Here is a 17,083-nt window from a genome sequence, read left to right as displayed (position 1 = left end):
GCAGGGAGAGGGCACTTTCGGTGAGGACAGGGTGTGGAGGGGACGGCAATGGGGCGCGAGGGGAAGAACGGTCCGGTCGACTGCGGGCAGGGCGCCCTTGGCAGCGGACGCGGGGCGCGGTGCCTCGCGGTGCTCGACCGGGGCGCGTCCCTGGCCTGCCGCTTCTCCGTGCCGTCCTGCGCGACGGGTCCCTGGGCCGCCTCGTCCGACGGTGTGCGCGTTGCCGACGGGACGGTCGTGGGCGCGGTACGGGACGGTCGCCCCGTCGTCTCCGTGGCCGCTCCCCCCGACGGGGGCGAGCTGACCCTACTCGGCGGCGACGGCACGGCGCTCTGCACCGTCACCGCCGAGGAGCTGGGGCGCCTCCGCGCCGAGCGCGACGCCCGCATGGTCAACCCCGCCATCGACGGCCTGTACGGGGAGTGGCTCGCGCGCCATCCCGCGGGCGACCCCGACCCCATGCCCGCGGAGGGCCCGCTGTTCAGCGTGGTGGCGCCGCTCTTCGAGACGCCGGTGCCGTACTTCCGCGAGATGGTCGCCTCCGTGCTCGCCCAGACCTACGGCCGCTGGGAGCTCGTGCTCGTCAACGCGAGCCCCCGCGACGCCGCGCTCGCCGAGGCGGTCGCGGCCCTGGACGACCCGCGGGTGCGCGTCGTGACCATGGACGAGAACCTGGGCATCGCCGGCAACACCAACGCCGGCATCGCCGCGGCCACGGGGGACTACGTCTGCTTCCTCGACCACGACGACACCTTGGACCCGCACCTGCTCGCCCACTACGCCGCGGCGGTGGCCGAGGACCCGGGGTGCGACCTGCTCTACTGCGACGAGGACAACTTCGAGACTGTCGAGGGCGGCTACCACGCCCCGCGCTTCAAGCCGGGCCTCAACCTCGACCTGCTCTGCACGTTCAACTACGTGGTCCACTGCCTCTGCGTGTCGCGGCGCGTCCTCGAGCTCACCGAGCGCTCGGACGGCTCGCTCGACGGCGCCCAGGACTACGACCTCACCTTCAAGGCCGCCGAGGTGGCGCGCTCCGTGCGCCACGTGCCCCACGTGCTCTACCACTGGCGCCAGCACGCCGGCTCCACCAACGGCGGCATCATGGAGGGCAAGCCCTACGCCATCGAGGCGGGGGCGCGGGCCATCCGGGCCCACCTTGCGCGGGTGGGCGTGGAGGCGACTGTGGAGGCCGACGAGATCCCCTGCGTCTACGACGTGGCCTACCGCCGCGACCCGTCCCACACGCTCTCGGCTGTGGTCCCGGTGGCCGACGCCGCGTGCCTGCCCAGGGCCCGGGCGCTGGCGGGGGAGCTCTCCGCCATGGGGGCCGTGGGCGAGGTCGCGCTCGCCGTACCAGCCGGGCTGCGCGAACGGGCGGGCGGGGGGCCCTGGGCGGTCGTCGCCGCGGAGGGCGGGGAGCCCACGTTCGGCGCTCTCGTCGACGCCGGCGCCTCCGCCGCCACCGGGTACGGCCTGCTGGTGGTCGCGCCGGAGGTGTCCGCGGTGCCCGAGGAGACGGTCGACGCCCTCGCGGGCTACCTGGAGCGTGCCGACGTGGGTGTCGTGGCCCCGCGTGTGCTCCGGCCCGACGGCCTGGTGGGCAGCGTGGGACTCTCCGTGGAGGACGGCGCCGTCACCGTGGTGGACAGCGGCTTCGAGCCGTTCATGGGCGGCGGCTACCTGGCCCTCGCCCAGTTCCCGGCCCAGTGGGGCGCCGTGGGCCCCCAGGTGTTCGCGATGAGGGGGGACCTCCTCGCCCGCATGGGCGGTCTCGGGGGTTGGGACGACCCGTGGCTGGCCGTGGCCGACCTCTCGCTGCGGCTTCGCGGGGAGGGCCTCTGCTGCGTGTGCGCCGCCACGGCCGACGTGACCGCCCCGGGCCCCGTGTTCGACGTCGCCGGCCCCTACACCGTGGGCACCGGGGAGGAGGCGGCGCGGTTCGCCCGCCGCTGGGGCTCCGTGCCCGACCCCTTCTCGAGCCCCAACATGACGTTCGCCGGGGGTTACCCCCACCTGACGGTGGACTGGGACCCCTCTGCCCCCCAGCCGCGACGCACCGGCACGGCCGCCGTCATCGGCTCCGTCGCCTCGCTCTGGCGGGTGGTGCGGGGGAGGGGCTAGGAGGCCGGCCGCGTGCGGCCCGCGCCTTCCCAGGAAGGGTTTTGGGAAGGGCCGGTTTCTCGGCTGATGATGAGGTACCTTCCCGGAACATGTTCTGGGAAGGTTTTTCTTCCCGGGACGGGTTCTGGGAAGAGGTTGGGGCCCGATCGGCGACCCCCCACCTTCCCAGAATCGATTTTGGGAAGGCCGCTGGGGACTTGGGCGGCATCTGGGGCGGGGCCCTGGGCGGCACCCGGGGCGTCACCACCGCCGTCCGCCCGTTCCTAAAGCGGGGCTTAACCCCGCCGGCGAGCCCGGCGCCGGCCGCCCGTTCGGGTTAGGGTGGTGCCGGGAGAAAGGGGAGCCATGCGTCTGCTGGTGGCAGAGGACGACCGCGACCTCGCCGAGGTGCTCGGCGTGTTCCTCGAGCGCAACAACTTCGCCGTGGAGGTGGTGGGCGACGGCCGCACGGCCCTCGACCACGGGCTCTCCGGCGCCTACGACGGCATCGTGCTCGACGTCATGATGCCGGCCATGGACGGCATCGAGGTGCTGCGGCGCCTCCGCGACGCCGGCGTGGACACGCCGGTCATGATGCTCACGGCCAAGGGCGCCACCCGCGACCGCATCGCCGGCTTCGACGCCGGGGCCGACGACTACCTGCCCAAGCCGTTCTCGCCCGACGAGCTCCTCTCCCGCGTGCGCGCCATGCTGCGGCGCCGCGGGTCCTGGCAGCCGCGCACCGCGTCCTTCGGCGACCTCGTGCTGGACCTCGACGGCTCGGTGCTGTCCTGCGGCGACCGCTCCGTGCAGCTGTCGCGCCGGGAGTTCCAGGTGATGGAGCTGCTCATGGCCGCGCCGGGGGCGGTGACGCCCGCCGAGCAGATCCTCGAGCGCGTGTGGGGCTGGGACGCCGAGGCGGAGGTCAACGTCGTCTGGGTGCACATCTCCAACGTGCGCAAGAAGCTGGCGGCCCTGGGCTCCTCGGTGTCCATCGTGGCCATCCGGGGGCTCGGCTACACCCTCCGGGAGGCCGCCGGTGATTGAGCGGCTGCGCCGGCGCTTCGTGGCCGTGGCCATGGCCGCCGCCACCGTGGTCATCGTGCTCGTGGGCCTGGCCATCAACGGCGCCGGCCTCTACGGCGTGTGCGACCGCGCCGACCACGTGCTCTCCGTCATCGCCGCCAACGGGGGCACCATCCCGCGCGGCACGGCGGGGCTCGACCCCGAGACTCCCTTCTCGGCCCGGTACTTCGTGGTGGAGGTGGGCCCCGATGGCACCGCCGTGGCCACGGACCTCTCCCACGTCGCGGCCGTCACCGCCGCGGACGTCGTCGCCTTCGCCCGCCGGGCCTCGGCGGCGTCGCCGGGCTTCAGCTGGTACGACGGCTACCGCTGCCTCGTGACCGAGGACGGCCCGCGCCGCACCGCCGTCTTCCTCGACTGCCGGGGCGACCTGGCGTCGCTCGAGACCACGGCGCTCGCCACGGTGGCCGTGGGCGTGGCGGCCGACCTCCTCGTCTACCTGTTCGTGAGGCTCTTCTCGGCCCGGGCCATCGACCCCCTCGTGCAGGCGGCCCAGCGGCAGCAGCGCTTCGTCACCGATGCCTCCCACGAGCTCAAGACGCCCGTCACCGTCATCGTGACGAGCCTCCGCGTGCTGGAGATGGAGGTGGGGGAGAACCGCTGGATCGAGAAGGCCTCGCGGCAGGCGCACTCGCTGGCGCGCCTCGTGGACGACCTCGTGGTCCTGTCGCGCCTGGAGGACGAGGGCGCCGCCGTCCGGGAGCGCGTGGACCTCTCGGCCCTCGTGGCGGGGGCGGTCGACGACCTGGCGGACTTCGCCTCGGTGGAGGGCCACGGGCTCCGCGCCGAGGTGGAGCCGGGCGTGTCCATGGAGGCCGACCCCCGCGCCGTGGGGACCCTGCTCTCCGTGCTGCTCGACAACGCCGTGAAGTACGCGCTGCCCGGCGGCGAGGTGACCGTCTCCCTGGCCCGGGTGCGCCGCGGCGTCGAGCTCCGGGTGTCCAACCCCGCCGAGCCGCTGGACCCGGAGGCGCTGGGGCGCGTGTTCGACCGCTTCTACCGGCCCGACGAGGCACGGTCCCGGGAGACCGGCGGCTTTGGCATAGGCCTCGCCCAGGCGGCCGGCATCGTGGAGGCCCACGGCGGCACCGTCCGGGCCACCCAGGGCCCGGGGGCCGACGGCGCCAACGCCTTCACCGTGACGGTGTGGCTGCCGGCCAAGGGGGCGCGGGCCTAGGGTGCGGGCCTGCGGGCCCAAGGTGCGAGCCTAGAAGGCCAGGGGGTGCGCCGTGGGCACGCGCCGCTCGTAGGTGACGAACTCCGTGAAGCCCAGGTCGCGGAGCATCCGCTGGCCCGCCCGCAGGTAGGAGCCCAGGTGTGAGGGCCGGTGGGAGTCGGAGCCCAGGGTCAAGAGCGTGCCTCCGAGGTCGCGGTACAGCCTGAGGACGTCGGTGGAGGGCATGAGGTCGCCGAGCCCGTAGCGCCAGGACGACGTGTTGAGCTCGACGGCCTTGTCGTGGACGACGGCGTGCTCCAGCACGGCGGCCACGCGGTCGCGCACGCGGTCGAAGGGCATCGGGCCGAAGGGGTCGTAGCGGCGCATGAGGTCGAGGTGGGCGAGGGCGTCGTAGCCGTCGAAGGACTCCATGACGGCGAGCATCTCGTCGTAGTAGGCGCCGTGGATGCCGTCCTGGTCGCGCCCCTGCTGGTACTCGCCGTTCCAGAACTCGAGGTCGCCCACCTGGTGGATGGAGAGCAGGCAGAAGTCCAGCCGGTCGCCCCAGGCGTCGAGCAGGCGCTCGAACTCTCCCACGGTGTGGCGCTGCACACCGAGCTCCAGGCCGCACCGGACGTCGATGCGCCCGTCGTACTCGGCGCGCACCCGCTCGACCGCGGGGAAGTAGCGGGCGTAGTCCACGTTGGTGACCGGCTTGCCGTTGTCGGGGTCGTAGCGGAGGGGCGGCTGGCCGGCATCGGGCTTCACGCCGTAGTCCACATGGTCGCAGAAGCAGATGGCGTCCAGGTTCAGGCGCAACGCGTCCTCGGCCACCTGCCCCATGGGGTAGGTGGAGTCGTCGGAGAACTCGGTGTGGACGTGGAAGTCGGCGAGCATGGCGGCCTCCCTTGCGGCTTTGCGGGGCTCGGTGCCCGGCCCCGTCCCGGCGTCTCCGACCAGTCTACGGCTTCAGGGGTGGGGTGCCTTCCCGGAACGGGTTCTGGGAAGGGGCGCGGCCGTTCTGGAGGAGCCCCGCCTTCCCAAAACCCGTTCTGGGAAGGCAATAAATCATAGGTTGAAATGATACCCATCCCGGAAACCGTTCCGGGAAGAAAAACCTTCCCGATCTGGTTTCTGGGAACGGTTCCGGTGCTGATTTTGATAGGCAGCCCTTCCCAGAACGGCTTTTGGGAACGCCCGGCGCCCTCGAGGGCCGGCGGCTCCCGTGCCCTTGCCCGGTGTCACCAGAAGAGGTGCTCGCGCAGCACGCGTGCGCGCAGGGCCCGGCGTGCCGCGAGCAGGCGGTCGCCCCAGTCGAAGCCTACGCCCAGGCGGCCCGCGGCCTTCTCGAGAAGGAGGTCGAGCTTGAGCTCGTCGCGCACCGCCGCCCTGGTGACGGTCATCAGGCGGATGCCGCGCCCCTCGGCGACCTCGCGCCTTGCGGCGTCCCTCTCCTGCTGTGCCGGGTTGTCGTGGAACTCCGCGCTGTCGTACTCGATGCCGAAGCCCGCCTCCGGCCAGAGGAAGTCCACCCTCATGGTCGACCGGCCGTCGAGGGCGAAGCGCTCGTCGGGCGTGAGGACCCACTCGCTGTTGAGGAGGGCGCGCGGGAAGCCCCGGCCGCCGAGGCTCTTGGGGGCCGTCATGAGCAGGGAGAGGGCCGTCTCCATGGGGGAGGCGGACCGCTCCTGGCAGAAGGGGAGAAGCCCGTTCAGCCGCCGGAGGCCGCGAACCTCGCCGACGGTCGCGAGGTTAGAGAGGAGGCCGTCGACCGTGGCGAGGGGCTCGTCGCGGTATTGGATCTCCCCGTTCAGGTCGGGTCGGCGCACGTAGGTGCCGCAGAGCACGGTGGCGGCGAGGGTCAGGTCGATGTCGTCTACCAGCGGGGCGCGCATGAGCAGGTAGAGGGCCGGCGAGACGGTGTAGAGGGGGCCGTCGACGTCGTCGAAGGCCAGTATCGGGTCGTCGGGCAGGGCGCGGGGGAGGCGGTGTGCCACGACGGCGGGCGTCCTCCCGTGGCGGCGGTCCGCGGTGGCGGCGAGGTGGGCGGCGACGGGGAGCCTCGGCGGCGTTCCCGCGTGGATGCGGGAGTACTCCGACAGGGATGAGAGCCACCACGAGCGGCGGAGCCTCCCGACCTCCGTCGAGGAGCACGCCGCCTCCCGCAGCGCGAGGTCTGCCTCTTCCTTCGGGACCGGTGAGAGCGGGGTTCGAGAGGCAAATACGGTCCAAGCACCCAGATCGCGCACCAGGCAACTCATGGGGCCCAGCGTACAGGACGCCTCCGACGGGTTTCCGACCGTCTTTCGACCGTCACCCGACATCGGCCGACAGGGCGGTGGTCGGGGCCTGCCCGCCTCGGCCCGCCGGCCCGGGACCCCCGCCAAAAGGGGACGGCCCCGCGCATCCCATGGTGCGCGGGGCCGTCGAGGCGGCTCTCGTCGGTATGGTGTGGGGCCCTCCCGGCGAGGGCGGCGCCCGCTATTCCAGCTCGAAGGCGCCGGTGTAGAGCTGGTAGTAGGTGCCCTTCTTGGCGATGAGCTCGTCGTGGCTGCCGCGCTCGATGATGCGGCCGTGGTCCAGCACGATGATCACGTCGGAGTTGCGCACCGTCGAGAGGCGGTGGGCGATGACGAAGGTGGTGCGACCCTTCATGAGGGCGTCCATGCCGCGCTGGACGATGGCCTCGGTGCGGGTGTCGATGGAGCTCGTGGCCTCGTCGAGGATCATGACGGGCGGGTCCGCCACGGCGGCGCGGGCGATGGAGATCAGCTGGCGCTGGCCCTGGGAGAGCTGGGAGCCGTTGTCGGTGAGCAGGGTGTCATAGCCCTGGGGCAGGCGGCGGATGAAGTCGTCGGCCCCGGCCAGCTTGGCGGCGTCGAAGCACTCCTCGTCGGAGGCGTTGAGCCGGCCGTAGCGGATGTTGTCGAGCACCGTGCCGGTGAACAGGTTCACGTCTTGGAGCACGATGCCCAGGGAGCGGCGCAGGTCGCCCTTGCGGATCTTGTTGATGTTGATGCCGTCGTAGCGGATCTTGCCGTCGGCGATGTCGTAGAAGCGGTTGATGAGGTTGGTGATGGTGGTCTTGCCGGCTCCCGTGGCGCCCACGAAGGCCACCTTCTGGCCCGGCTTGGCGTAGAGGGAGACGTCGTGGAGCACGGTGTGGTCGGGGGTGTAGCCGAAGTCCACGTCGTGGAAGCGCACGTCGCCGGCCAGCGGGGTGTAGGTGACCTCGCCGCTGTGGTGGGGGTGCTTCCAGGCCCACATGCCCGTGCGCTCCCCGGCCTCGGAGAGCTTGCCGTCGACCATGCGCACGTTCACCAGCTCGACGTAGCCGTCGTCGGTCTCGGGCTCCTCGTCGATGAGGGTGAAGACGCGCTCGGCGCCGGCCATGCCCATGACCACGGGGTTCACCTGCTGGGAGATCTGGCCGATCTGGCCGGCGAACTGCTTGGTCATGTTGAGGAAGGGCACGGCGATGGCGATGGTGAAGACCGACCCCGAGATGGAGACGCTGGGCACGTCGAGGGCCAGGAGGATGCCGGCCACCACGGCCACCACCACGTAGATGACGTTGCCCATGTTCATGAGGATGGGGGCGAGGATGTTGGCGAACGTGTTGGCCTTGCGGCTCGCGTCGAAGAGGCGCTCGTTGTACTGGTCGAAGTCGGCCTCGCACTCGCGCTGGTGGCAGAAGACCTGCACCACGCGCTCGCCGTTCATGATCTCCTCCACGTGGCCCTCGACGGCGGCGATGGCGCGCTGCTGGGCCAGGAAGAACCGGGCGGAGCGCCCGGCGAGGGCCTTGGAGGACAGGGCCATCAGGGCGGTGCCCGCCACCACGACGATGGTCATCCACAGCGAGTACCACAGCATGATGAAGAAGACCGAGACGAGCACCAGGCAGGTCATGGTGATCTGGGGCAGCGACTGGGAGATCATCTGGCGCAGGGCGTCGATGTCGTTGGTGTAGAACGACATGATGTCGCCGTGGGCGTGGGTGTCGAAGTAGCGGATGGGCAGGGTCTCCATGTGGTCGAACATCTCCTCGCGGAACTTCTCGAGGCTGCCCTGGCAGACGATGGCCATGAGGCGGTTCCAGGTGAAGTTGGCGATGAGGCCCACGAGGTAGATGCCGGCCAGGGAGAGGGTGATCTGGCCGATGGGGCCCGCGGCGGACTCCCAGTCGCCGGTGGGCCAGCAGCGCCCCACCACGGCCAGGGCCTGCTGCATGAAGATGGCCGGGGCCGCGTTGGTGAGCGCGTTGATGAGCAGGCACACGAACACGATGGGCATGAGCACGGGATAGAACCGGAACAGCGACTTGAACACGCGCAGGATGACCGCCGGTTTGACGCCGGGGCGCTTCGCCTGCATGGTCTGCTTAGCCACGCTGGGCCTCCTTTCGGTCGATGTCCTCGATCTTCTCGTCGTGGGACTGCTTGTTCTGCGACATGTACACCTCGCGGTAGATGGGGGAGCGGCGCAGCAGCTCCTCGTGGGTGCCCACGTCGGCGATGGTGCCCCGGTCCATGACCACGATGCGGTCGGCGTCCTTCACCGAGCTGGTGCGCTGGGCGATGATGATCTTGGTGGTCTCGGGGATGAAGCTCTTGAAGCCCTCGCGGATGAGGGCGTCGGTCTTGGTGTCCACGGCGCTCGTGGAGTCGTCGAGGATGAGGACCTTGGGCCGGGCGAGCAGCGCCCGGGCGATGCAGAGGCGCTGCTTCTGGCCGCCGGAGACGTTGGTGCCGCCCTGCTCGATGTAGGTGTCGTAGCCGTCGGGGAAGCGCTCCACGAACTCGTCGGCCTGGGCCAGGCGGCAGGCCTCGATCACCTGGTCCATGGTGGCGTCGGGGTTGCCCCAGCGCAGGTTGTCGGCGATGGTGCCGCTGAACAGCACGTTCTTCTGGAGCACCATGGACACGGCGTGGCGCAGGGTGTCGAGGTCGTAGTCGCGCACGTCGACGCCGCCCACCTTGAGCGTGCCCTCCGTGACGTCGTAGAGGCGCGGGATCAGCTGCACGAGGGTGGACTTGGCAGAGCCCGTGCCGCCGATGATGCCGATGGTCTCGCCGCTCTCGATGTGCAGGTCGATGCCGTGGAGGGCGGGGAGCTCGCTGCTCTCGGAGTAGGAGAAGTCGACGCCGTCGAAGTCGATGGAGCCGTCGGCCACCTCGCGGACGGGGTCGGCCGGGTCGTGGATGGTGGTCTTGGCCTGGAGCACCTCGTCGATGCGGCGGGCGCTCTCCATGGACATGGCGATCATGGCGAAGATCATGGAGAACATCATGAGGCTCATGAGGATCATGAAGCCGTAGGTGAACAGCGACGAGAACTGGCCGACGTTCATCACGGTGCCGCTCGTGGACACGATGGTGTAGGAGGCGAAGTAGATCACGCTCACGAAGATGACGGCCACGGCCAGGTTCATCATCGGGCCGTTGAGGGCGAGCAGCTTCTCGGCGCGGGTGAAGTCGGCCTGGACGTCCTTGGCGGCCACGCCGAACTTCTCCATCTCGAAGTCCTCGCGCACGAAGCTCTTGACCACGCGCATGCCCGAGACGTTCTCCTCCACCGACTCGTTGAGGGCGTCGTACTTGCGGAAGACGCGGCGGAAGATGGGAAGTACGCGGCGGATCACGAGGAACAGGCCGAAGGCCAGCGGGATGGTGACGTAGACGTAGACCCACGCCATGTCGCCCGCCATGACGAAGGCCATGACCAGGGCGAACACGATCATCATGGGGGCACGGATGGCGGTGCGGATGATCATCATGAACGACATCTGCACGTTGGTGACGTCGGTGGTCATGCGGGTGACCAGCGACGGGGTGGAGAAGCGGTCGATGGTGGCGAAGGAGAAGGTCTGGATGTTGTAGAACATGTCCTTGCGCAGGTTCTTGGCAAAGCCCGCGGCGGCCCGCGAGCAGGTGATGCCCGCCGCCGTGCCGAAGGCCAGCGAGGCCACGGCCATGACCAGCAGCACCAGGCCGGCCTGCAGGATGGAGGCCACCTGGGCCCCGTCGTTGATCGCGTCGATGAGGTTGGCGGTCACGAAGGGGATCAGCACCTCGATGACCACCTCGCCCGTGACGAGGATGGGCGTGGCTATGGCCGCCCGCTTGTACTCGCGCAGGCTCTTGGCCAGTCTTCTAATCATCCAGCTCCTTCCAGTCTTTCTGCTTCCAGTGGTCGAGCACCCGGTCGAGCAGCCCCTGCAGCTGCTCCTGCTCGGTGGGGGAGAGGCAGGAGAGGCTCCATGCCCTGAACCGGTCCCGGCGCGCGATCTCGGCCTCGGCCTCGGCGGCGCCAGCCTCGGTGAGCTTCACGATGAGCTTGCGGCTGTCGTCGGCGTCGCGGGTCCTGACCACGTAGCCGCAGGCCTCCATCTTGGCCAGGACCTCCGAGAGGGAGCTGGCCTTGATGCCGAAGCGGTCGCCGAGCTCCCGTTGGGTCCTGACGCCCCCGCTCTCGAAGAGGGCGCAGAGAATCTGGGGCTTCCCCGAGACGCCCCTCCCGTGAAAGTACAGGTAGTGGCCCAGGCACTTGATATCGAGCAGGGTTGAGTCGATGCGGTGCGCCTCGACGCTGTCCATGGGTTTCCAGACACCTCCTCAGGTCTTCACAATGCGGCCTAAGGATACTAGTCCCCTGGGACTGATATTGCAAGGTACCGAATGGTTCGGGACCAAAGTTTGTTCATAGGAGGCCATGGGGCCTGAAAGGGACGGCCGTGACGGGTCGTCGCAGGCCGTGGGCCGTGGGCCGGGGCGGGCCGAAGGTCAGGCCAAGAGGGCCTCGAGGCCGTCGCGGGCCCTGGCGAGCACATCCTCGATCAGCCGGCCCTTCTCGGCGTCGAAACGGAAGCTCGGCGTGGTCACACCGATGCCCCAGGCGACCCTGCCCGCCTCGCGCACCGGCAGGGCGATGCAGACGACACCCTCGCTCGTCTCCCCCCGGTCGAAGGCGAAGCCGCCGGCCCGCACCTCGTCGAGCTCGGCGTGGAGCTGGGCCGGGGAGTCGAGGGTCTCGTCGGTGAGCCGCTCCCAAGGGGCCGGCACCAGGGCGTCGACCTCCCCGTCGTCCATGGCGGAGAGCAGGGCCTTGCCGATGGCCGTGCTGTAGAGCGGCAGGGTGGCCCCCGGGGCGCTCGCCAGGCGCACGGCCTGCGGGGAGTCCACCCGCAGCAGGTAGCGAACCCGGGACCCGTCGCGGCAGCCCACCTGGCAGGTCTCCCCGCAGGCCGCCACCACGCCGCGGGCGCACTCGTCGAGGAGCCGGAACGTCCCGTCGCCGCGCTCGAAGGCCCGTCCGCACATGGCGGTCATGGGCCCCATGCGATAGCGCCCCGTGGCGGCGTCGAGGGAGAGGAAGCGCATGTCGGCCATGGTCTTGAGGATGGGGTAGAGGCTCCCTTTGGGGGCGCCGACGGCCCGGCAGAGCTCCGAGAACGACAGCCCCTCGTCGTGGGCCGCCAGGAGGGAGAGCACCTCGAGCACGCGTGCCGTGGCCCGATGCGGTGCCGTGGCGGTCTCCTCGGCCATGGATCCTCCTGCCCTCAGCTGTCCAACCTATATTCAGTCTATATACAGGTAAACCGCTTTTTTGCCCTGAACTGCCGTTCGCGGAGAAAACACGCCCGCTCATGGCAGAGCCGGCGGAACCGCGTCTGCGGCGTCCCGTCGGCTTCCTAGTATAGCAATCGTAATAGCGAACAAGGTTCGTATATACGAACAACAAGGTACGGCAGCAGCCGCACGAACACCGCCCACCCCTGACCCCACGAAGGAGGTAACCCATGCGCAACGCCGTCCTCATCGACCAGAAGGACAACGTCGTCGTTGCCATAGAGCCCCTCGAAGCCGGCACCGAGGTCTGCTACGTCACCCGCACCGGCGAGACCGGCCGCCTCGACTGCGTCGAGACGGTGCCCCTGTACCACAAGGTCGCCCGAAAGCCCATCCCCAAGGGCGAGAACGTGGTCAAGTACGGCGAGTACATCGGGGTGGCCACCTGCGACATCGCCGCCGGGGAGCACGTCCACACCCACAACTGCGTCTCCACCGACGGACTGCGAGCCGAGGAGGTCGGCAATGAGTAGGGTCTTCGACGGCTACCGCCGCCCCGACGGTCGGGTGGGCATCCGCAACCACGTGCTCGTGCTGCCCACGAGCATCTGCGCCTCCGACACCACCGAGCGCATCGCCCGCAACGTGGAGGGCTGCGTCTCGTTCCACAACCAGAACGGGTGCTCCCAGGTGCCCGCCGACCAGCAGGTCACCATGGACACCATGGCCGGGTTCGCCGCCAACCCCAACGTGAGCACGGTGCTGGCCGTGTCCCTGGGGTGCGAGGGGTGCCAGAACGACCTCGTGGTCGAGGCCATCCGCGAGCGCACCGACAAGCCCGTCGAGACCCTCGTGATCCAGCAGGTGGGCGGTTCCATCCGCGCCGTGGAGGAGGGCACCCGCATCGCCGGCCGGCTGGCGGAGCGGGCCGCCTCCGAGCGACGCGTGCCCTGCGACATCTCGGAGCTGGTCCTGGGCACCAACTGCGGCGGCTCCGACACCACCAGCGGCCTGGGCTCCAACCCCCTCATCGGGGAGGTCTCGGACTGGCTCGTCGCCCAAGGCGGCACCTCGGTGCTCTGCGAGACGAGCGAGTTCTTCGGCGCCGAGCAGATCCTGGCCCGCCGGGCCGCCACGCCGGAGGTGGCCTCCCAGATCCTCGGGATCGTCAAGGACTACGAGGAGTACGTGCACATGTTCGGCGCCGAGATGCGCCAGGGAAACCCCAGCCCCGGCAACATCGAGGGCGGCCTCACCACCCTCGAGGAGAAGTCGCTCGGCTGCATCCACAAGGGCGGCCACAGCCCCATCAACGCGGTCTACCCCTACGCCGGCCAGCTCAAGGCCCACGAGGGCCTCGTGATCATGGACACTCCCGGCAACGACCCGACCTCCATCTCCGGGCTTGTGGCCGGCGGCTGCCAGCTGGTGGTCTTCTCCACCGGCCGGGGCACCCCCACGGGCAACGCCATGGCGCCGGTCTTCCGCCTCACCGCCAACCGTGAGACGGCCCGCGCCATGGCCGACAACACCGACTTCGACGCCTCGGCCACCATCTACGGCCCCGAGACCATGGAGCAGCTGCGCGACGCCATGGTCGACGACCTCGTGGAGGTCTGCAGCGGGCGCCTCACCTGCGCCGAGGCCATCGGCTACACCGAGACGGCCCTGCCCCATCTCTGCAACTACATGTAAACGCCGGGGGACCGGCAAGGATGCCCGGCGGCGCCGGGCAACGAAGGGAGCTTTCGTCATGGACCTGCATCTCGAGGACAAGGTCGTCTTCGTCACCGGCGGCTTCAAGGGGATCGGCAAGGGCATCGTGTTCCAGCTGGCCCGCGAGGGGGCGGTGCCGGTGGTGCTCAACCGCAAGGACGGCGTGGAGGACGAGTTCGTCGCCGAGCTCAAGGAGGTCACCGACCGGTTCGAGGTCTACTTCATCGACCTCAACGACGACGACGCCATCAAGCCCATCGTCGACGAGGTCTACGCCAAGTACGGCCACATCGACGGCGTGGTGAACAACGCCGGCAAGAACGACAACAAGGACGTCGAGACCACCACCTGGCGCGAGTTCGAGGAGTCGATCCACGGCAACCTCACCCACTACTACGAGCTCGTCCACGAGTGCTGCCCCTACCTCAAGGAGTCCAAGGGCGCCATCGTCAACATCTCCTCCAAGACCGCCCTCACCGGTCAGGGCAAGACGAGCGCCTATGCCGCCGCCAAGGGCGCGATCCTCGGCCTCACCCGCGAGTGGGCCGCCGCCTTCGCCAAGGACAACGTGCGCGTGAACGCCATCGTGGTGGCCGAGGCCTGGACCCCCCTCTACGCCAACTGGATCAAGACCTTCGGCGACGAGGAGGCCCAGCAGGCCCGCCTCAGGGTGATCACCGACAAGATCCCCCTGGAGCACCGCATGACCTCGGTGGAGGAGATCGCCGACGCCTGCGTCTTCCTGCTCTCCGACCGCTCCAGCCACACCACCGGCCAGTGGCTCCACGTCGACGGCGGCTACGTCCACCTCGACCGCGCCCTGGACTAGGGGAGGGGACCCATGGCAGAACCCGCCTCCAAGGCCTCTGGTCCCAAGGACGCCGTCGGCGAGCGCCGCGGCTCCAAGGCCGTGGTGGCCATCGCCCTCGTCACCTCGCTCTTCTTCGTCTGGGGCCTCACCATGAACCTGGTGAACGGCCTCAACAGCCCCATGGCCAACTACCTCGAGCTCTCCGCCACCGAGGCGTCGCTGCTTCAGGTGGCCTACTACGGCGCCTACTTCATCATGGCCGTGCCGGCCTCCCTGGTGGCCCGCCGCTACGGCTACAAGGGCGGCGTCGTCCTCGGCCTCGCCCTCTTCGTGGTGGGCTCCTTCATCACGGTCCCCGCCACCAACGCCGCGAGCTTCGCTCTCTTCCTCGTGTCGATGTTCGTGGTGGCGGCCGGCGCCTCGAGCCTCGAGGCCAACTGCAACCCCTACATCACCAAGCTCGGTGACGAGAGGCACGAGGCCATGCGCCTCAACCTCGCCCAGGGCTTCAACGGCGTGGGAAGCATCGTGGGGCCGCTCATCCTGGCCCAGATCCTCGGCGTCACCGTGGCCGCGGGCAACCCCGGCTTCGACGCGGCCAAGGTCGACTTCCTCGCCAACATGCGCACCGTCTACATCGTCATCGGCGTCGTGCTCGCGGTGCTGCTCGCCGTGTTCGTGTTCGTGAAGCTGCCCGTGCCCCCGGGCGACGAGGCCGACGGCTCCGAGGTCCACGACAGGGAGGCCTCCTTCGCCCGGGTCGTGCGCCGGCCCCACGTGGCCCTCGGCGTCGCCGCAGAGTTCCTCTACGTGGGCGTCCAGACCATCGGCATGTCGCTGTTCTCCGGCATCGCCCTCGACCAGTGGCAGGGTATGACCGCCGCCCAGGCCGCCATGCTCCTCTCGGTGCTCTCGCTGCTGTTCACCGTGGGCCGCTTCGTCTCGGTGCCCCTGCTCGCCCGTTTCGATGCCGGCAAGATGCTCGGCGTCTACATGGGGGCCGCGGCCGTGCTGTTCCTCGTGTGCTTCCTGGGCCTCGGCCCGGTGTCGGTGGTGGCCCTCATCCTGGCCTTCCTGTTCATGTCCATCGGTTACCCCACGGTGTTCTCCCTCACCCTGCGGGGGCTCAACGGCGCCGCGGCCAAGACCTGCTCGTCGGCCCTCGTCATGTCCATCGTGGGCGGCGCCCTCGTGCCGCTCCTGGCGGGCGCCCTCATCGACATGACCGGCAGCCAGACCTTCGCCATGATCATCGCCGTGCCCTCCCTGGCCTTCGTGGCCTGGTACGGCTTCAGGGGCTCCCGCATCGGATTGGAGGCGAGCTGAGATGGCCGGCAAGGGACTTCGCGTCATAGACGCCCACTTCCACGTGTGGGACCTCTCCTGTCAGAACCTCCCCTGGCTCGAGGGCACCGACGGCTCCATCACACGCACCTACGACCTGTCTGACCTCGAGGCCGCCTATGCCGGGCTTCCCGGCGTGGACTTCGTCGGCGGCGTCTATGTCGAGGTCGACGGCGACGACCCGGCCCTCGAGGACCGGCTCGTGTGGGACCGCATGGCCGACGACCCCAAGCTCCTCGCCGCGATGCTGCGCACCCGGGTGGAGCCCTGGATGCGCCTGCCGGTCTTCGCGGCGGGTGTCCGCGAGCCCCTCCACATCGACTCGGAGCCTCCCCGTCGCTGTCTCGAGCCGGGGTTCCTCGAGGGGCTACGGGTGCTCGCCGCGGCCGGGCTGCCCTTCGAGTCGTGCAACCGCACGGCCGAGCTCCCCGACGCCCTCAGGGCCTTCTCCCAGGTGCCCGAGGAGACCGTCGTGCTCAACCACCTCGGCAACGTGACCCCCGACACCTTCGACGACGCCTGGCGCGACGTCATGGCCGGCTTTGCCGCCCTGCCGAACCTCTACGTCAAGGTGTCGGGGTTCCCGACGGCCGACGCCGGCTTCTGCCGGGAGCTCCTGGGCTTCGTGCGCGAGACCTTCCGCGCCGACCGCCTGCTCTACGCCTCCAACTGGCCCGTCGTCTCCATGTACGGCGACTTTGCCGAGCACTTCGCCCGCCTGCGCGAGGCCTTCGGCGACGACGGGCGCTTCTTCTGCGACAACGCCTGCGCCTGCTACGGCATCGACCCGGCTGCGCTGGACTAAGGAGTGACCATGCTCAAAGGAATCCCCGCCATCATCGGGCCCGAGCTGCTGCGCGCCTTGGACGAGATGGGCCACGGCGACACCCTCGTCCTCGCCGACGCCAACTTCCCCGCCGAGTCGGTGGGCAAGGACACCCTCGTGGTCCGCTGCGACGGCCACGGCGTGCCCGAGCTGCTCGAGGCCGTCCTGAGGCTCGTGCCCCTCGACCAGTACGTCGAGAAGCCCGTCACCCTCATGGAGAAGGTCCCGGGCGACACGGTGGAGACCCCCGTGTGGGACGTCTACGACAGGATCGTCGCCGCCGCAGACGGGCGCGGTGCCGAGGCGGTGGGCCGCATCGACCGGTTCCCCTTCTACGAGGCCGCCTCCCAGGCCTACGTGGTGGTGGCCACCGGCGAGCGCGCCCAGTACGCCAACGTGATCGTGCAGAAGGGCGTGGTCTACGAGAACGAGGAGCTGGCCTAGGGCCGGCGACCGAACCATGTGCGAGG

The 17,083-nt window shown here is 69.8% G+C and carries 15 protein-coding genes; 9 read left to right on the top strand and 6 right to left on the bottom strand.

All coding sequences use genetic code 11. The features are described 5' to 3' along the window. Positions 1-33 precede the first annotated feature (33 nt). The 3 genes from NFR49_RS03805 (at position 34) to NFR49_RS03795 (ending at position 4,366) form a co-directional block, all read left to right on the top strand. On the top strand, positions 34-2,124 hold the full coding sequence (locus NFR49_RS03805) for a glycosyltransferase (protein ID WP_251158329.1): 2,091 nt from the start codon (positions 34-36) through the stop codon (positions 2,122-2,124). Between the two features lie 345 nt (positions 2,125-2,469). Continuing rightward, entirely contained in the window at positions 2,470-3,150 is a 681-nt protein-coding gene (locus NFR49_RS03800; RefSeq protein ID WP_251158328.1) for a response regulator transcription factor, read from the top strand. Next, a complete protein-coding gene (locus NFR49_RS03795; protein WP_251158327.1) occupies positions 3,143-4,366 on the top strand; it encodes a sensor histidine kinase in 1,224 nt (407 codons plus the stop codon). Before NFR49_RS03800 ends, NFR49_RS03795 begins: the two co-directional genes overlap by 8 nt. 30 nt (positions 4,367-4,396) lie before the next feature. Here the strand turns inward: NFR49_RS03795 and NFR49_RS03790 are convergent, their stop codons facing one another. The 6 genes from NFR49_RS03790 to NFR49_RS03765 all read right to left on the bottom strand — a co-directional run bounded on the left by NFR49_RS03790 (position 4,397) and on the right by NFR49_RS03765 (position 11,892). Beyond that, positions 4,397-5,242, bottom strand: a complete 846-nt coding sequence (locus NFR49_RS03790; RefSeq protein ID WP_251158326.1) for a histidinol-phosphatase HisJ family protein — start codon at positions 5,240-5,242, stop codon at positions 4,397-4,399. A 344-nt stretch (positions 5,243-5,586) separates the two neighbouring features. Further along, on the bottom strand, positions 5,587-6,342 hold the full coding sequence (locus NFR49_RS03785; RefSeq protein WP_251158325.1) for a hypothetical protein: 756 nt from the start codon (positions 6,340-6,342) through the stop codon (positions 5,587-5,589). A 484-nt stretch (positions 6,343-6,826) separates the two neighbouring features. Continuing rightward, positions 6,827-8,737: an ABC transporter ATP-binding protein gene (locus NFR49_RS03780; protein ID WP_420840257.1), complete on the bottom strand. Its 1,911-nt coding sequence runs from the start codon at positions 8,735-8,737 to the stop codon at positions 6,827-6,829. After that, complete coding sequence (locus NFR49_RS03775) at positions 8,730-10,508, bottom strand: ABC transporter ATP-binding protein (protein WP_251158324.1); 1,779 nt, start codon at positions 10,506-10,508, stop codon at positions 8,730-8,732. The genes NFR49_RS03780 and NFR49_RS03775 overlap by 8 nt, the downstream gene beginning before the upstream one ends. Further along, complete coding sequence (locus NFR49_RS03770) at positions 10,501-10,944, bottom strand: MarR family winged helix-turn-helix transcriptional regulator (RefSeq protein WP_251158323.1); 444 nt, start codon at positions 10,942-10,944, stop codon at positions 10,501-10,503. Before NFR49_RS03770 ends, NFR49_RS03775 begins: the two co-directional genes overlap by 8 nt. Positions 10,945-11,130: 186 nt before the next feature. After that, a complete protein-coding gene (locus NFR49_RS03765) occupies positions 11,131-11,892 on the bottom strand; it encodes an IclR family transcriptional regulator (RefSeq protein ID WP_251158322.1) in 762 nt (253 codons plus the stop codon). Between the two features lie 254 nt (positions 11,893-12,146). On the opposite strand from NFR49_RS03765, the gene NFR49_RS03760 reads away from it, so the two are divergent. The 6 genes from NFR49_RS03760 to NFR49_RS03735 are packed head-to-tail and all read left to right on the top strand — an operon-like array spanning position 12,147 to position 17,057. Continuing rightward, positions 12,147-12,449 (top strand): UxaA family hydrolase, encoded by a 303-nt coding sequence (locus tag NFR49_RS03760; RefSeq protein ID WP_251158321.1) that lies wholly within the window; start codon positions 12,147-12,149, stop codon positions 12,447-12,449. Continuing rightward, positions 12,442-13,611, top strand: a complete 1,170-nt coding sequence (locus NFR49_RS03755) for a UxaA family hydrolase (RefSeq protein ID WP_251158320.1) — start codon at positions 12,442-12,444, stop codon at positions 13,609-13,611. Before NFR49_RS03760 ends, NFR49_RS03755 begins: the two co-directional genes overlap by 8 nt. Before the next feature lie 58 nt (positions 13,612-13,669). Beyond that, complete coding sequence (locus tag NFR49_RS03750) at positions 13,670-14,461, top strand: SDR family oxidoreductase (RefSeq protein ID WP_251158319.1); 792 nt, start codon at positions 13,670-13,672, stop codon at positions 14,459-14,461. 12 nt (positions 14,462-14,473) lie between these two features. Beyond that, positions 14,474-15,769 carry a sugar MFS transporter gene (locus NFR49_RS03745; protein ID WP_251158318.1) on the top strand — a complete coding sequence of 432 codons (1,296 nt, stop codon included), beginning with the start codon at positions 14,474-14,476 and terminating at the stop codon, positions 15,767-15,769. 1 nt (position 15,770) lies between these two features. Next, on the top strand, positions 15,771-16,592 hold the full coding sequence (locus tag NFR49_RS03740; protein WP_251158317.1) for an amidohydrolase family protein: 822 nt from the start codon (positions 15,771-15,773) through the stop codon (positions 16,590-16,592). A gap of 9 nt (positions 16,593-16,601) precedes the next feature. Further along, the gene (locus tag NFR49_RS03735; RefSeq protein ID WP_251158316.1) at positions 16,602-17,057 is read left to right on the top strand and encodes an RbsD/FucU family protein; all 456 of its coding nucleotides are present in this window, start codon (positions 16,602-16,604) and stop codon (positions 17,055-17,057) included. Positions 17,058-17,083: the final 26 nt, after the last annotated feature.

The sequence above is a fragment of the Caniella muris genome (genome assembly GCF_943193035.1).
Lineage (GTDB): Bacteria > Actinomycetota > Coriobacteriia > Coriobacteriales > Atopobiaceae > Granulimonas > Granulimonas faecalis.
Note: the sequence above shows the minus strand (reverse complement) of the source record. Positions and strands in the feature narration are given on the sequence as shown.

Coding starts and splice junctions, on each gene's coding strand:
- NFR49_RS03800 (WP_251158328.1), top strand. CDS start 2,470: ATGCGTCTGCTGGTGGCAGAGGACGACCGCGACCTCGCCGAGGTGCTC.
- NFR49_RS03790 (WP_251158326.1), bottom strand. CDS start 5,242: ATGCTCGCCGACTTCCACGTCCACACCGAGTTCTCCGACGACTCCACC.
- NFR49_RS03775 (WP_251158324.1), bottom strand. CDS start 10,508: ATGATTAGAAGACTGGCCAAGAGCCTGCGCGAGTACAAGCGGGCGGCC.
- NFR49_RS03770 (WP_251158323.1), bottom strand. CDS start 10,944: ATGGACAGCGTCGAGGCGCACCGCATCGACTCAACCCTGCTCGATATC.
- NFR49_RS03765 (WP_251158322.1), bottom strand. CDS start 11,892: ATGGCCGAGGAGACCGCCACGGCACCGCATCGGGCCACGGCACGCGTG.
- NFR49_RS03760 (WP_251158321.1), top strand. CDS start 12,147: ATGCGCAACGCCGTCCTCATCGACCAGAAGGACAACGTCGTCGTTGCC.
- NFR49_RS03755 (WP_251158320.1), top strand. CDS start 12,442: ATGAGTAGGGTCTTCGACGGCTACCGCCGCCCCGACGGTCGGGTGGGC.
- NFR49_RS03750 (WP_251158319.1), top strand. CDS start 13,670: ATGGACCTGCATCTCGAGGACAAGGTCGTCTTCGTCACCGGCGGCTTC.
- NFR49_RS03745 (WP_251158318.1), top strand. CDS start 14,474: ATGGCAGAACCCGCCTCCAAGGCCTCTGGTCCCAAGGACGCCGTCGGC.
- NFR49_RS03740 (WP_251158317.1), top strand. CDS start 15,771: ATGGCCGGCAAGGGACTTCGCGTCATAGACGCCCACTTCCACGTGTGG.
- NFR49_RS03735 (WP_251158316.1), top strand. CDS start 16,602: ATGCTCAAAGGAATCCCCGCCATCATCGGGCCCGAGCTGCTGCGCGCC.